The sequence below is a fragment of the Zooshikella ganghwensis DSM 15267 genome, from assembly GCF_000428585.1.
Taxonomy (GTDB): domain Bacteria; phylum Pseudomonadota; class Gammaproteobacteria; order Pseudomonadales; family Zooshikellaceae; genus Zooshikella; species Zooshikella ganghwensis.
Map to the genome: position 1 here is coordinate 1 of NZ_AUAF01000116.1, position 15,764 is coordinate 15,764.

Consider the following 15,764-nt stretch of genomic DNA (forward strand, 5'->3'; position numbering starts at 1 on the left):
TCTACGTGAGCATAGTGGCGGTTTGGAGAATCATACTCAACGTGTGCTGTTGAGATAGTGATACCACGCTCACGCTCTTCAGGCGCATTATCGATTTGATCAAACGCTTTAACTTCACCACCCCACGTTTCCGCACATACGCGAGTCAGGGCTGCTGTCAATGTAGTTTTACCGTGGTCAACGTGACCGATTGTACCTACGTTAACGTGTGGCTTATTACGTTCAAACTTAGCTTTAGCCATTGTGAGTTATACCTTCTTATCAGAATTGGATTGATTAACCTTTGCTCTTGATAACTGCCTCAGCAACACTGGCAGGTGCTTCAGCGTATTTTTCGAACTCCATGGAGTAGGTCGCACGACCTTGTGTCGCAGAGCGAAGGTCTGTAGCGTAACCAAACATTTCCCCTAGAGGCACTTCCGCACGAATCACTTTACCTGAAGATGAGTCATCCATACCTTGAACCAAGCCGCGACGACGGTTCAAGTCACCCATGACATCCCCCATGTAGTCTTCAGGCGTTACCACTTCAACCTTCATGACAGGCTCAAGGAGTGCAGGCTGTGCCTGAGGTGCATATTTTTTCAGTGCCTGAGAAGCTGCGATTTTAAACGCCATCTCACTGGAGTCAACGTCGTGATACGAGCCATCATACAAGCGAGCTTTCAGGTTAAGCAGAGGGTAACCGGCGATAACACCGTTTTGCATCTGCTCTTCAATCCCTTTTTGAACAGCTGGGATGTATTCTTTTGGAATTACACCACCAACGATTTCGTTGACAAATTCCAAACCTTCGTTTTCAGAAGGTGAAAACTCAATAACAACGTGTCCATACTGACCACGACCACCAGATTGGCGAGCAAATTTGTGATCAGCATTTACAGAGCCACGTAACGCCTCACGATAAGCAACCTGTGGCTTACCAATGTTAGCCTCAACGTTAAACTCACGCTTCATCCGGTCAACAATGATATCCAGGTGCAATTCACCCATACCAGAAATAATTGTTTGGCCAGATTCTTCATCTGTTTCAACACGGAAAGATGGATCTTCCTGAGCCAACTTACCTAAAGCAATACCCATTTTCTCTTGGTCGGCTTTAGACTTAGGCTCAACTGCCACAGAAATTACCGGATCAGGGAACTCCATTCTTTCCAGAGTAATAATGCTGTCTTGAGCACAAAGCGTGTCACCAGTAGTAACATCCTTCATGCCAATCAGTGCAGCGATATCACCTGCTAATACTTCTTTAATTTCCTGACGGTTGTTTGAGTGCATTTGCACCATCCGGCCAACACGCTCTTTTTTGCGCTTGACTGGATTAAAGACAGAGTCGCCAGAAGAAAGCTTACCAGAGTAAACGCGAACGAATGTCAATGTACCCACAAACGGGTCAGTGGCAATCTTAAATGCCAATGCTGCAAAAGGAGCATTATCATCAGCTTCACGCGTTTCTACCGTTTCATCATCATCAAGTGTACCTTCAATAGCCTTAACTTCTGTAGGCGATGGTAAATACTCAATGACAGCGTCCAATACCGCTTGAACACCTTTATTCTTAAATGCTGAACCACAACTAACCAGAACAATTTCGTTGTTCAGCGTACGCTGACGAAGACCTTGTTTGATTTCTTCAACGGAAAGATCACCTTCTTCAAGGTATTTTTCCATCAACTCTTCAGTTGCTTCAGCAGCACTTTCCAGCATTTTTTCACGCCACTCAGCAGCAACATCTTGTAAATCTGCAGGAATGTCTTCTAGCTGGTAAGTCATGCCTTGATCCGCTTCATTCCACATAATGGCTTTCATCAGAAGCAAATCAACAACACCTTTGAATTCATCTTCTGCACCAATATTAATTTGAATTGGCACAGCATTAGCACCTAGACGCTCTTTTAGCTGATCGACAACCATAAAGAAATCAGCGCCCGCACGGTCCATTTTATTTACGAAGACCATACGTGGTACATGATATTTGTTTGCTTGACGCCATACAGTTTCAGTTTGCGGTTGCACACCAGATGAACCACAAAGCACAACTACAGCACCATCAAGCACACGCAAAGAACGCTCTACTTCGATTGTAAAGTCAACGTGTCCAGGAGTATCAATGATATTAATACGGTGCTCATCAAACTGCTTGCTCATACCCTGCCAAAAACAGGTTGTTGCAGCTGAAGTAATGGTTATACCACGCTCCTGCTCCTGCGCCATCCAGTCCATGGTCGCAGCGCCATCATGCACTTCACCAATCTTATGAGAGAGACCAGTATAAAACAGTACTCGTTCAGTAGTCGTCGTTTTACCTGCGTCTACGTGCGCACAAATACCGATATTACGGTAGCGACTAATAGGGGTTTTTCGAGCCACGACACTATCCTCTGATCATTAGAAACGGTAGTGGGAGAACGCTTTGTTGGCTTCAGCCATACGATGCACGTCTTCACGTTTCTTAACTGCAGAACCTTTTCCATCAACAGCATCTAAGATTTCACCAGCCAAGCGCAAAGCCATAGATTTTTCGCCACGCTTACGTGCCGCATCTACTAACCAACGCATTGCTAACGCAGTCCGGCGAGAAGGACGTACTTCAACGGGAACTTGGTAAGTAGCACCACCAACCCGACGAGATTTAACTTCAACCACTGGAGCAACTTGCTCAAGCGCTTTTTCAAATAAATCTAAAGGTTCAGATCCTTTAGTGCGCTCTTCAACTTTATCCAGAGCACCATATACAATTCTTTCTGCAACAGATTTTTTACCACTAACCATTACATGGTTAATAAACTTAGCCAAAGTCTGACTTTTGTACTTTGGATCTGGTAAAACTTCTCGCTTTGCGACTACACGTCTTCTTGGCATGATAAGCCCTCAATAGGTCTTCAGGGTGAACCTAAGAAACTAAGATCTACAGCTTTTAGTTATTCACACTGTCAGAAAATAGTACTTAGCCTTACTCTTACCGATAAGCAAATTTACTCAAAGAACAAAGTTGTTCTGTGAGCCAACATCCCTTACTTAGGACGCTTAGTACCGTACTTAGAACGGCCTTGCTTACGATCATTAACACCTTGGGTATCCAAGCTGCCACGTACAGTGTGATAACGCACACCTGGCAAGTCTTTTACCCGTCCACCACGGATCAACACAACACTGTGCTCTTGTAGGTTGTGACCTTCACCACCAATGTAGGAAGTCACTTCGAATCCGTTGGTCAATCTAACACGACATACTTTACGAAGCGCTGAGTTAGGCTTCTTAGGAGTGGTCGTATAAACGCGTGTACAAACACCACGACGCTGAGGACAACCCTGTAGCGCAGGTACGTCACTTTTAGCGACTTTGCGTTTGCGTGGCTTACGAACCAACTGGTTAATAGTAGCCATGGATGCAAACTCCAATTACTAACTAATGGTTTATAAAGAACCAAAAAAAAGCAGGTGATAAACCCGCCTTTTTAAGGACGCGAAATTGTAAAAGTCAAGTAGGTGCGAGTCAAGTGACAGCTCATCGCAGAGCTGTCAACATGTCGCATATCCGTAATAGGTGATTAGGAGTTACCAGAGTTTAAAGCTTCACTCAGGGCTTGCTCTACATCACTTGCACTGACTTTACTTGTTGTGGCTGCTTTGGCTAAAGCTTGATCACGCTTGCGCTTACGCTCGCTATGATAAGCTAGACCAGTACCTGCAGGAATCAATCGACCTACCACAACATTTTCTTTTAGGCCTCTTAAGTGATCCTGCTTACCTGTTACTGCTGCTTCAGTCAGAACCCGAGTTGTTTCCTGGAAGGACGCTGCAGATATAAAGGACTCAGTAGCCAGTGACGCCTTGGTTATACCGAGGAGTACTCGCTCAAATTTAGCCAGGAACTTATTGTCAGCAGCAAGTGCCTCATTAACTTCCTGTACATGGGTAAACTCTAATTGTTCACCCTTAATCAGCTCAGAGTCTCCAGCATCAGTCACTTCAACTTTTCTCAACATTTGGCGCAGGATAGTTTCAATGTGCTTATCATTGATTTTTACACCCTGCAGACGGTAAACGTCTTGAATTTCGTTGACAATGTACTTCGCTAGCGCACTCACACCCTGTAATCGCAGAATATCGTGTGGGTTTGCAGGACCATCGGCGATTACCTCACCGCGAGCCACCTGCTCACCTTCAAACACGTTAAGCTGACGCCACTTTGGAATAAGCTCCTCATGATTATCGCTGCCATCTGGTGGAGAAATAACCAAGCGTTTTTTACCTTTGGTTTCTTTACCAAAGCTCACTGTACCGCTAATTTCAGCCAGGATAGCTGACTCTTTTGGTTTACGAGCTTCAAATAAGTCTGCAACCCGAGGCAAACCACCCGTGATATCTTTGTTACCCGAGCTGGCCTGTGGAATCCGCGCAATAACATCACCCACTTCCACCTTCGCATTATCGGTAAGATTCAATAATGCACTGGCAGGCAAAAAGTACTGAACAGGCATATCAGAATTAGGGAATTTAATCTCATTACCTGCATCATCAAGCAGCATGACTGCTGGACGGATATCTTTACCTGCCGTAGGACGATCTTTAGGATCGATAACTTCGATATTCGATAGCCCAGTCAACTCGTCAGTCTGACGCTTAATGGTGATGCCGTCTTCCATACCAGAGAACGATACCGTTCCACCTACCTCAGTAATGATTGGGTGGGTATGTGGATCCCATTTCGCTACTACCTGACCGGATTCTACTTCACTGCCATCTTTAACAGAGAGCATTGCGCCATAAGGCAGCTTGTAGCGTTCACGCTCACGACCAAACTCATCAGCTACGGCCAACTCACCAGATCGAGATACTGCTACTAACGTACCATCTGTCCGTTCTACAGACTTCAGGTTATGCAGCCTGATTTTACCTTTGCTCTTAACTTGTACACTGTCAGTAGCAGAGGTTCTTGATGCAGCACCACCGATGTGGAAGGTACGCATCGTCAACTGTGTACCAGGCTCACCAATAGATTGAGCTGCAATTACACCCACAGCTTCACCAACATTAACTCGGTGGCCACGACCAAGGTCTCGACCATAACACTTGCTACACACACCGTAACGTGTTTCACAGGTGATCGGTGAGCGAACAATAACCTCGTCGACATTCAAGTTTTCAAGACGCTCAACCCAGCGCTCATCAATAAGTGTTCCCGCTGGAACCGCAATATCACTGGTAGTCCCTGGGCGGATCACATCTCTTGCAACAACTCGTCCAAGAATACGCTCACCTAAAGGTTCAACAACATCGCCACCTTCAATATGGGGCGCCATGTGAAGCCCTTCTTCTGTACCACAGTCAACCTCAGTGACAACCAAGTCTTGAGCAACATCAACCAGACGACGTGTTAAGTAACCTGAGTTCGCTGTTTTTAAGGCTGTATCTGCCAGACCTTTACGTGCACCGTGGGTAGAAATAAAGTACTGCAATACGTCTAGTCCTTCACGGAAGTTTGCAGTAATAGGCGTTTCGATGATCGAGCCGTCTGGCTTAGCCATCAAGCCCCGCATACCTGCAAGCTGACGTATCTGAGCAGCACTACCCCGCGCACCAGAGTCAGCCATCATGTAAACAGAGTTAAATGATGGTTGGCCAACCTCTTTACCTTCACGGTCGACAACCAGGTCAGTACCAAGACTTTCCATCATTTTCTTGGCAACTAGCTCATTGGCTCGCGACCAAATATCAATCACCTTGTTGTATTTCTCACCCTGCGTTACCAAACCTGAAGCAAATTGATTTTCAATTTCTTCTACTTCACGGTTTGCCGCTTCAATGATATCTACTTTCTCATTGGGGATTTCGAAGTCATTTACCCCAATCGAGCTTCCAGAGATGGTGGCAAAGTGGAAACCGGTATACATAAGCTGGTCAGCAAAGATAACTGTTTCTTTCAAGCCGACATTGCGGTAGCAGGTATTAATCAATCTAGAAATTGCCTTCTTAACCATAGCCTGGTTAACAAGCTCAAAAGGAATTCCTTTTGGACAAACATCAAACAGCAGCGCACGCCCAATCGTTGTATCAGCGATAAACGTTCTACTGGTTTCATTTCCATCATGATCTTTATTTACTTCGCTTATACGTACTTTCACACGAGCGTGTAAATCAACTTTACCTGCACGGTAAGCACGGTGAACTTCACGAATATCAGCAAATGCCATCCCTTCACCTGGCACATTAATCGCGTCACGGGTCATGTAATAGAGACCGAGAACCACGTCCTGAGAAGGTACGATAATGGGCTCACCATTCGCCGGTGCCAAGATATTGTTGGTAGACATCATTAGCGCACGTGCTTCAAGCTGTGCTTCAAGCGTTAATGGCACGTGAACAGCCATCTGGTCGCCATCGAAGTCAGCATTGTAGGCCGCACAAACAAGTGGGTGAAGCTGAATAGCTTTACCTTCAATCAATACCGGCTCAAACGCTTGGATACCTAAACGGTGGAGGGTAGGTGCACGGTTAAGTAAAACTGGGTGCTCGCGAATAACTTCAGCTAAGATATCCCAGACTTCTGCCGTCTCACGCTCTACCATTTTCTTCGCAGCTTTAATAGTTGTAGCCAAGCCACGGTGTTCAAGCTTGCCAAAAATGAATGGCTTGAATAACTCAAGTGCCATTTTTTTAGGCAATCCACACTGGTGTAAGCGTAGCGTAGGACCAACCACAATTACTGAACGGCCAGAGTAGTCAACCCGCTTACCTAGCAAGTTCTGACGGAAACGACCCTGCTTACCTTTGATCATGTCAGCCAGGGACTTCAAAGGCCGTTTGTTTGAGCCAGTAATCGCTCGACCACGACGACCATTATCTAACAGTGCATCTACAGCCTCTTGAAGCATACGCTTCTCGTTACGAACGATGATATCTGGTGCACTTAGATCAAGCAGGCGCTTCAAACGGTTATTACGGTTGATCACTCGACGATAAAGGTCATTCAGATCAGATGTAGCAAAACGACCACCATCCAAAGGTACCAATGGACGTAAATCAGGTGGCAATACAGGTAATACATCCAAGATCATCCACTCAGGGTTATTTCCTGAATGGTAGAAAGCTTCCATCAGCTTCAAGCGCTTGGTGAGCTTCTTAATCTTTGTTTCAGAGTTTGTATTTGGGATTTCTTCACGCAACTGACCAATTTCAGTTTCAAGATCAATTTCTTTCAAAATTGCTTGAATAGCCTCAGCTCCCATACGTGCATCAAAGTCATCACCAAACTCTTCAAGCGCTTCATAGTATTCTTCATCATTGAGTAGCTGACCTTTATCCAGCGTTGTCATACCTGGATCGATCACAACATAAGACTCAAAGTAAAGTACACGCTCAATGTCACGCAGGGTCATATCCAGCATCAAGCCAATACGGGAAGGTAATGACTTAAGGAACCAAATATGTGCAACTGGACTTGCCAACTCAATGTGACCCATCCGCTCACGGCGTACTTTTGCCAGCGCTACTTCAACACCACATTTTTCACAAATCACACCACGGTGCTTTAAACGCTTGTACTTTCCACATAAGCACTCGTAGTCTTTAACTGGTCCAAAGATTTTGGCACAGAATAAACCATCACGTTCGGGCTTGAAGGTACGATAGTTAATCGTCTCTGGCTTCTTGACTTCACCGTATGACCATGAGCGAATCATCTCAGGCGATGACAAGCCGATACGAATGGAATCAAATTCTTCAGTTTGCCCTTGTTTGAGAAGGTTAAGTAAGTCTTTCAAGATCCTCTCTCCTCGCTGAGGGAGGCCCCAGGCCTCCCATAGCTATAAGCCAGCTAACGTTATTCGCTTTCCAGTTCGATATCGATGCCCAATGAACGGATTTCTTTAATCAGTACATTGAACGACTCAGGCATACCCGCTTCCATTCGATGGTCACCATCAACGATGTTTTTATACATCTTCGTTCTACCAGTTACGTCATCTGACTTAACGGTAAGCATTTCTTGAAGCGTATAAGCAGCACCGTATGCCTCTAGCGCCCAGACCTCCATCTCTCCGAAACGCTGACCACCAAACTGCGCCTTACCACCCAATGGCTGCTGTGTAACAAGGCTGTAAGAACCTGTTGAACGAGCATGCATCTTGTCATCAACCAAGTGATTCAGTTTCAACATGTACATGTAACCAACGGTTACTGGGCGATCAAAGCGGTCTCCTGTCCGCCCATCAGACAATGTCATTTGTCCGGATTCAGGCATATCGGCCAGTCGGAGTAATGCCTTAATTTCTTTCTCTTTCGCACCATCAAATACTGGAGTGGCCATGGGCACACCTTTTTCAAGGTTTTTAGCCAGCTCAATGACCTCGGCATCAGTCAGGGAGTTGAGATCCTCATAGCGGCCTTCTCCAGTTCCATTGTAAATTTGGCCTAAAAACTCTCGTACTTCAGCAAGCGAACGTTGCGCTTCCATCATACGATTAATTTTTTCACCCAACCCTTTGGCTGCTAGGCCAAGGTGTGTTTCCAGAATCTGTCCTACGTTCATCCGCGAAGGTACACCTAGAGGGTTAAGTACGATGTCAACGGGTGTACCATTCTCATCGTAAGGCATATCTTCAACCGGCATGATTACAGAGATAACCCCTTTGTTACCATGGCGTCCAGCCATTTTGTCACCAGGCTGTATACGGCGTTTTATTGCTAAGTAGACCTTAACAATTTTCAGCACACCTGGTGCAAGGTCATCACCGCTTTGCAGCTTTTTCTTCTTATCTTCAAAACGTTGATCAAGCTGCTCACGGCGCTCTTGCAACTGTTTTTGGGCTGCTTCAAGTTGCTCATTAAGTGCATCATCAGCCATGCGCAACTTAAACCAGTTCTTGTGTTCAAGCTCACCAAGGTAATCGCCAGATATGACATCACCTTTTGTCAAGTTTGGACCACCTTCAGCGGCTTGCCCAACCAATGCTTCACGTAACCGCTCAAAGGTAGCTTGCTCAACAATACGAAACTCTTCATTCAAGTCTTTGCGAACTTCATCCAGTTGAGCCTTTTCAATAGAAATAGCCCGCTGGTCTTTTTCGACACCATCACGGGTAAAGACTTGAACATCAATAACAGTACCTTTAACGCTGGTAGGCACTCGCAAAGATGTATCTTTTACATCAGATGCTTTCTCACCAAAGATTGCACGCAGTAGCTTTTCTTCAGGCGTTAGCTGAGTTTCACCTTTAGGTGTCACTTTACCAACAAGAATATCACCACTACCTACTTCAGCACCGACATAGACAATGCCTGACTCATCAAGCTTAGAGAGAGCACCTTCACCGACATTAGGAATATCAGAAGTAATCTCTTCAGGGCCTAATTTTGTGTCACGGGCAACACAAGTCAGCTCTTGAATATGAATGGTAGTAAAACGATCTTCCTGAACTACACGCTCAGAAATAAGGATGGAGTCCTCGAAGTTATAACCATTCCAAGGCATAAAGGCGACTCGCATATTCTGACCTAATGCCAGCTCTCCCATATCGACTGAAGGCCCATCAGCTAGAACGTCACCACGATTGACAACATCTCCCGTTTTCACCAAAGGTTTCTGATTAATACAGGTATTTTGGTTGGAGCGGGTATACTTCGTCAGATTATAAATTTCAACACCAGCCTCACCAGTGATGATTTCATCCTGGTTAACGCGAATTACAATCCGTCCCGCATCAACCGACTCAATCACACCACCCCGACGCGCAATCACACAAACACCAGAGTCACTGGCAACATTGCGCTCCATTCCAGTACCAACCAACGGCTTTTCAGCACACAAAGTAGGTACAGCCTGACGTTGCATGTTTGATCCCATTAACGCTCGGTTAGCATCGTCATGCTCTAAGAATGGAATCAAAGAAGCCGCTGCTGATACTACCTGGCGAGGAGAAACGTCCATATAGTTAACGTTTTCAGGTGGCATCAAGGTAAATTCATTACGATGCCTTACATTAACAAGGGCATCAGTCAGGCGCATTTCTTCATCAACTTCAGCATTCGCCTGAGCAATGACATACTCACCTTCTTCGATGGCTGACAAATATTCAATTTCATCAGAAACAATACCATCGACAACTTTCCGGTAAGGACTCTCAAGGAAACCATAGGCATTGGTCCGCGCATAGGTTGCCAATGAGTTGATCAAACCGATGTTTGGACCTTCAGGTGTTTCAATAGGACATACACGCCCGTAGTGAGTTGGGTGTACGTCACGCACCTCAAACCCAGCACGCTCCCGGGTAAGACCACCTGGACCTAATGCAGATACCCGGCGCTTATGTGTAACTTCTGATAAAGGGTTATTTTGGTCCATAAACTGGGACAACTGGCTAGAACCAAAAAACTCTTTAATAGCTGCAGCAACAGGTTTTGCGTTAATTAAATCCTGAGGCATTAAGCCCTCTGACTCAGCCATACTCAAGCGCTCTTTCACCGCACGCTCAACCCGAACCAAGCCAACACGGAACTGATTCTCAGCCATCTCGCCTACACTTCGAATACGGCGGTTACCTAGATGATCAATATCATCCACTTCACCTTTACCATTTCGAATAGAGACCAATAAACTCATGACATCAATAATGTCATTGTTATCAAGAACGCCAGGACCTTCATCAACACCACGACCTAAACGGCGGTTGAATTTCATCCGGCCTACAGCAGATAGGTCATAACGTTCTGCAGTGAAAAAGAGATTCTCGAAAAGCGCCTCTGCTGCTTCTTTGGTAGGAGGCTCACCAGGACGCATCATTCGATAGATTTCAACCAGTGCTTCAATCTGGCTGTTTGTGCTATCTGCTTTGAGTGTATCTGAAATATAAGGGCCACTATCAAGCTCATTAATGTAAAGAACATCAACAACCTTGATATTGTTATTGACTACTTTCTCAATAATATCCGCAGTAATTTCTATATTACATGGCGCAATAATTTCACCTGTAGCGGGGTTGACCAAGTCTTTAGCGATGACTTTGCCAATTAAAAATTCTAGTGGTGCTTCAAGGTGCTTTATATTTGCTTTTTGCAGCTGACGGATATGTTTTGCAGTAATACGTCGACCACTTTCAACGATAACATTACCTTCAGTATCTTTAATATCGAAGGTAGCAGCCTCACCACGAAGACGATCAGCTATCAACTCAAATGTAATACCCTGCTCTGACATTTGAAACGTTGAAGTTTCAAAAAACATATCCAAAATTTGCTCAGCGGTATAGCCAAGTGCGCGTAGCAAAATGGTCGCAGGTAACTTACGACGACGGTCTATACGAACATACAGCAGGTCTTTAGGATCAAACTCAAAATCAAGCCATGAACCACGGTAAGGAATAACCCTGGCAGAATAGAGATATTTTCCAGAGGAGTGTGTTTTACCTTTATCATGGTCAAAAAAGACGCCTGGAGAACGGTGTAGCTGAGAAACAATAACTCGCTCAGTACCATTAATTACAAACGTACCGTTATCCGTCATTAATGGGATTTCTCCCATATAGACTTCTTGTTCTTTAATATCTTTTATTGCTTTGTTAGCTGAATCTTTATCATAAATAATCAGTCTAACTTTTACTCTTAAAGGTACTGCATAGGTAATACCTCTAAGCTGACACTCTTTAACATCAAATGCCGGCTCTCCCAGTTTATAACTGACGTATTCCAATGCAGCGTTGCCAGAATAACTGACAATTGGAAAAACTGATTTGAACGCGGCATGCAAGCCATAGTCTTTGCGGCTTTCCCTTTCTCCTGACTGCAAAAATTTGCGATAAGAATCCAACTGGATTGCCAGGAGGTAGGGAATATCCATTACATGCGGCAGCTTGCCGAAATCCTTGCGGATACGTTTTTTCTCAGTAAACGAGTATGCCATTAGCGTTCCCCAGCTTGGTCACCTGCTAATCATTGCGGCCTAACAAGCATTATTAGCGCCACGGTGTTGATCAAGAACAAGGTATTGCTCTTATAATAAATACCCGGTGCGGTATATAACCTGCCCTAAATGGACCATCAATTTTTCATATTACAACGGAAAAAGGCCGGTGCCCGGAGGCACCAGCCATAAGCACTAATTAATATTAGGCTTGCTTTGGTGCAAAATCCTACGAAATTACTTAACTTCCACAGTAGCACCAGCTTCTTCCAGCTCTTTCTTAGCTGCTTCAGCTTCATCTTTAGATACACCTTCCTTCAATGGAGAAGGCGCACCGTCAACTAGTGCTTTAGCTTCTTTCAGGCCAAGACCAGTCAAGCCACGCACTACTTTGATTACGTTAACTTTCTTGTCGCCAGCACCAGTCAGAATTACATCAAATTCAGTCTTTTCTTCTGCAGCTTCAGCAGCTGGACCACCAGCAACCATAGCAACAGGTGCTGCAGCAGCAGAAACACCAAATTTTTCTTCCATTGCTTCAACAAGCTCAACAACTTCCATTACGCTCATTTCAGCAATTGCATTCAAAATATCGTCTTTAGACAGAGCCATGACTCTTATCTCCTATAAACTGTGTAAAAACTTTTACTACGTAAGCGATAAACCAACAATATATTAAGCAGCTTCTTGCTTCTGATCGCGGACAGCTGCGATAACGCGAGTAACGCGTGTTGGGATATCGTTTAAAGCACGTGCCAGCTTGGTCACAGGTGCAATTGTTACGCGAGCCAGCATAGCCAATGCTTCTTCGCGAGTTGGCATCTTCGCCAACACATCAATTTGATCTGCACCTAATAGCTTGCCACCAATGGACAGCGCTTTTACTTCCAACTGTTTGTTTTCTTTAGCAAAATCTTTGATCAAACGTGCTGCTGCACCTGGATCTTCTTTAGAGAATGCTAAAATAGTTGGTCCAGTCAGAGCCTCTGTTAAACACTCAAACTCAGTACCAACAACCGCACGACGTACAAGCGTATTACGCACGACACGAAGATAAACATTACCTTCACGTGCCTGCTTGCGCAGCGCAGTTAACTGACTAACAGTAAGACCACGATAGTCAGCAATCACAGCGGATAAAGCGCTTCCGGCAGCCTCGTTGACCTCAGCGACAATCGCTTTCTTGTCTTCGAGTCTTAATGCCATCGGCTTTACTCCTGGGTATAACCGTAATGTGGTTTAAAACCACCAAGATACATAAGCATCTCATGGAATATACGGTGAAGGGCTCTAGATAAGAGGTCTAGAAACAACACCATCTACGTAGGAAGATTAAGTCAGCATAAATGCGACACCTACGGTCTTTGACGGCCCCTGCCTCACTGAAAAGAGCTGGCAAGAGCCCCAAAGTTGGGTATTAGATGTTCAGTGATGCCATATCAATAGCTATGCCTGGCCCCATAGTTGTGGACAGGGTAACTTTGCGCATATAAACACCTTTTGAAGATGAAGGCTTAGCCTTTTTAAGGTCTGCCAACAAAGCTTCAATATTTTGCTTAACAGCTTCTGGTGCAAAACCAACTTTACCAACACCACAGTGAATGATGCCGTTTTTGTCAGTCCGGTAACGCACCTGACCAGCCTTAGCATTTTTAACAGCTTCTGCAACATTAGGTGTTACAGTGCCAACTTTTGGGTTGGGCATCAAACCACGAGGCCCAAGGATCTGACCTAATTGGCCAACAACGCGCATTGCATCAGGAGAAGCAATAACAACGTCGAAGTTAAGATTTCCAGCTTTAATTTCTTCAGCTAGATCTTCCATACCAATAAGATCAGCACCAGCTTCTTTCGCAGCATCAGCGTTTGCACCCTGAGTAAATACCGCCACACGAACGTCTTTACCAGTTCCATTAGGAAGTACAGTGGAGCCACGAACAACCTGATCTGATTTACGAGGGTCAACACCTAAGTTAACCGCAACGTCATAAGATTCGCAAAATTTTACTGTAGAAATTTCAGCCAGTAATTTTGCAGCATCTTCAATAGGATATGCTTTATTGGCTTCAACTTTTTCTGCGATCAGCTTTAGTCGCTTAGTCATTTTAGCCATTTACACACCCTCCACATTTAAGCCCATACTACGAGCACTTCCAGCAATAGTACGCACAGCAGCGTCTAAATCTGCAGCCGTTAAATCAGGCTCTTTCTGCTTGGCAATATCTTCCAATTGCTGACGAGTTACAGTGCCTACTTTTTCAGTATTAGGACGGCTACTACCTTTTTTCAGCTTAAGTGCTTTTCTCAGTAGAACAGACGCAGGAGGGGTTTTAGTTTCAAAAGTAAAACTACGATCACTATACACAGTGATAACTACAGGCGTAGGCAATCCAGGTTCCATGCCTTGCGTTTTAGCATTAAAGGCTTTACAGAACTCCATGATATTTACACCCTGCTGACCTAGTGCAGGACCAACGGGTGGACTTGGGTTTGCTTGACCTGCAGGAATTTGCAGTTTTACATATGCTTGGACTTTTTTAGCCATTACACTACCTCAATTGGGTTAAACGCCTTTCGGCTCCCCTGTTTGAACAGCTTCTACAGACGTAACAACCCCTCACCACAAAAGCAATGAGGGGAAGCAATAATAATTCTATTAGCCTTTTTCTACTTGGCTAAACTCTAATTCAACTGGTGTAGATCGACCAAAAATCAATACAGCAACTTGCAAACGGTTCTTTTCGTAATTAACTTCTTCAACTACGCCATTAAAGTCACTAAATGGGCCGTCAATAACACGAACAACTTCACCAGGCTCAAACAATGTTTTAGGTTTAGGCTTATCAGAGCCATCTTGTACTCGGCGAAGAATAGCGTCAGCTTCACGCTTGGTGATAGGCGCAGGTTTATCTGCTGTTCCACCTATAAAGCCCATCACTCGTGGTGTATCCTTAATCATATGCCAAGTGTCGTCATTCATTTCCATTTCTACTAATACGTAGCCAGGAAAGAATTTACGTTCACTTTTTCGCTTTTGCCCACCACGAATTTCTACGACTTCTTCAGTTGGTACTAAAACCTCACCAAACTGATCTTGCATATCATGCAGCTCAATACGCTCTTTAATCGAGCGCATCACCTGCTTTTCAAAGCCGGAATAAGCATGAACCACATACCAACGCTTCGCCATGTTATGTTATCCAATCAAACTATTTACTATCCAGCTTAGCAAGGAGTCAAGACCCCACAAAAATAGCCCTACCAATAAAACAGCAGCAACTACAATAAGTGTCGTTTGTGTGGTTTCTTGACGGGTTGGCCAAACTACTTTTCTTATTTCGGCCTTCGCATCTTTTAACAATGTCCAGAAGCGGCTGCCTTTTTCAGTGCTAAACGCAACGAAACCTGCAAATAGAGCGAGCACTAATAAGCCCAAAACCCTATACAACAGGAATTGCTCATAATATTTAGCAAAGTAGTGATTGCCGTAGACGCCAACTCCGACAATAATAACAACCAGACACCACTTCAGACCATCCAACGTCTTAGCAGAACCGGACTGATTGCTGTTATCGCTTTCAGCTTTGGAACTCATAGAAGTAAGCGCCTCATCAAGCTTGCGGGAAACTTTAAATGGCAGGCCAGGAGGGAGTCGAACCCCCAACCCCCGGTTTTGGAGACCGGTGCTCTACCAATTGAACTACTGGCCTGTATCTGTAGGGCAGAGCCGCACATTATGCAGCTCATACCATTCTTTGTAAAGTGGTTTACTCGATAATCTTAGCAACAACACCCGCACCAACAGTACGGCCACCTTCACGGATCGCAAAACGTAGACCATCTTCCATCGCAATCGGTGCAATCAA

Annotated in this window: 13 protein-coding genes and 1 tRNA gene; all 14 read right to left on the reverse strand. The window is 44.8% G+C overall.

Annotated elements, in window-relative coordinates; translation table 11 throughout:
* Positions 1 to 242: GTP-binding protein (locus F607_RS30625; protein WP_038291861.1), on the reverse strand; the 242-nt coding region annotated here is incomplete at its 3' end.
* Positions 243 to 276: 34 nt separating this feature from the next.
* A complete protein-coding gene (gene fusA, locus F607_RS0119460; protein ID WP_027709423.1) occupies positions 277 to 2,370 on the reverse strand; it encodes an elongation factor G in 2,094 nt (697 codons plus the stop codon).
* 18 nt (positions 2,371 to 2,388) lie between these two features.
* Positions 2,389 to 2,862: a 30S ribosomal protein S7 gene (rpsG, locus tag F607_RS0119465; RefSeq protein WP_027709424.1), complete on the reverse strand. Its 474-nt coding sequence runs from the start codon at positions 2,860 to 2,862 to the stop codon at positions 2,389 to 2,391.
* A 152-nt stretch (positions 2,863 to 3,014) separates the two neighbouring features.
* The gene (rpsL, locus tag F607_RS0119470; protein WP_027709425.1) at positions 3,015 to 3,386 is read right to left on the reverse strand and encodes a 30S ribosomal protein S12; all 372 of its coding nucleotides are present in this window, start codon (positions 3,384 to 3,386) and stop codon (positions 3,015 to 3,017) included.
* 164 nt (positions 3,387 to 3,550) lie between these two features.
* Positions 3,551 to 7,765 carry a DNA-directed RNA polymerase subunit beta' gene (gene rpoC, locus F607_RS0119475; RefSeq protein WP_027709426.1) on the reverse strand — a complete coding sequence of 1,405 codons (4,215 nt, stop codon included), beginning with the start codon at positions 7,763 to 7,765 and terminating at the stop codon, positions 3,551 to 3,553.
* Between the two features lie 59 nt (positions 7,766 to 7,824).
* Positions 7,825 to 11,898 carry a DNA-directed RNA polymerase subunit beta gene (rpoB, locus tag F607_RS0119480; RefSeq protein WP_027709427.1) on the reverse strand — a complete coding sequence of 1,358 codons (4,074 nt, stop codon included), beginning with the start codon at positions 11,896 to 11,898 and terminating at the stop codon, positions 7,825 to 7,827.
* A 237-nt stretch (positions 11,899 to 12,135) separates the two neighbouring features.
* Complete coding sequence (gene rplL / locus F607_RS0119485) at positions 12,136 to 12,510, reverse strand: 50S ribosomal protein L7/L12 (RefSeq protein WP_027709428.1); 375 nt, start codon at positions 12,508 to 12,510, stop codon at positions 12,136 to 12,138.
* Between the two features lie 63 nt (positions 12,511 to 12,573).
* Positions 12,574 to 13,104 carry a 50S ribosomal protein L10 gene (gene rplJ, locus F607_RS0119490; protein WP_027709429.1) on the reverse strand — a complete coding sequence of 177 codons (531 nt, stop codon included), beginning with the start codon at positions 13,102 to 13,104 and terminating at the stop codon, positions 12,574 to 12,576.
* Positions 13,105 to 13,315: 211 nt separating this feature from the next.
* Positions 13,316 to 14,011, reverse strand: a complete 696-nt coding sequence (gene rplA, locus F607_RS0119495) for a 50S ribosomal protein L1 (protein WP_027709430.1) — start codon at positions 14,009 to 14,011, stop codon at positions 13,316 to 13,318.
* Positions 14,012 to 14,443 (reverse strand): 50S ribosomal protein L11, encoded by a 432-nt coding sequence (rplK, locus tag F607_RS0119500; protein WP_027709431.1) that lies wholly within the window; start codon positions 14,441 to 14,443, stop codon positions 14,012 to 14,014. It abuts the gene before it with no gap.
* A 111-nt stretch (positions 14,444 to 14,554) separates the two neighbouring features.
* The gene (gene nusG, locus F607_RS0119505) at positions 14,555 to 15,088 is read right to left on the reverse strand and encodes a transcription termination/antitermination protein NusG (protein ID WP_027709432.1); all 534 of its coding nucleotides are present in this window, start codon (positions 15,086 to 15,088) and stop codon (positions 14,555 to 14,557) included.
* A 6-nt stretch (positions 15,089 to 15,094) separates the two neighbouring features.
* Positions 15,095 to 15,493: a preprotein translocase subunit SecE gene (gene secE / locus F607_RS0119510; RefSeq protein WP_027709433.1), complete on the reverse strand. Its 399-nt coding sequence runs from the start codon at positions 15,491 to 15,493 to the stop codon at positions 15,095 to 15,097.
* Positions 15,494 to 15,532: 39 nt separating this feature from the next.
* Positions 15,533 to 15,608, reverse strand: a tRNA-Trp gene (locus F607_RS0119515).
* 57 nt (positions 15,609 to 15,665) lie between these two features.
* A partial coding sequence (locus F607_RS33685) for an EF-Tu C-terminal domain-related protein (protein ID WP_018149684.1) occupies positions 15,666 to 15,764 on the reverse strand: 99 nt, incomplete at its 5' end.

What these genes read in the sequence shown, in the direction of transcription:
- rpsG (WP_027709424.1), bottom strand. Translation starts at nt 2,862, where the DNA reads ATGCCAAGAAGACGTGTAGTCGCAAAGCGAGAAGTTTTACCAGATCCA.
- rpsL (WP_027709425.1), bottom strand. Translation starts at nt 3,386, where the DNA reads ATGGCTACTATTAACCAGTTGGTTCGTAAGCCACGCAAACGCAAAGTC.
- rpoB (WP_027709427.1), bottom strand. Translation starts at nt 11,898, where the DNA reads ATGGCATACTCGTTTACTGAGAAAAAACGTATCCGCAAGGATTTCGGC.
- rplL (WP_027709428.1), bottom strand. Translation starts at nt 12,510, where the DNA reads ATGGCTCTGTCTAAAGACGATATTTTGAATGCAATTGCTGAAATGAGC.
- rplJ (WP_027709429.1), bottom strand. Translation starts at nt 13,104, where the DNA reads ATGGCATTAAGACTCGAAGACAAGAAAGCGATTGTCGCTGAGGTCAAC.
- rplA (WP_027709430.1), bottom strand. Translation starts at nt 14,011, where the DNA reads ATGGCTAAAATGACTAAGCGACTAAAGCTGATCGCAGAAAAAGTTGAA.
- rplK (WP_027709431.1), bottom strand. Translation starts at nt 14,443, where the DNA reads ATGGCTAAAAAAGTCCAAGCATATGTAAAACTGCAAATTCCTGCAGGT.
- nusG (WP_027709432.1), bottom strand. Translation starts at nt 15,088, where the DNA reads ATGGCGAAGCGTTGGTATGTGGTTCATGCTTATTCCGGCTTTGAAAAG.
- secE (WP_027709433.1), bottom strand. Translation starts at nt 15,493, where the DNA reads ATGAGTTCCAAAGCTGAAAGCGATAACAGCAATCAGTCCGGTTCTGCT.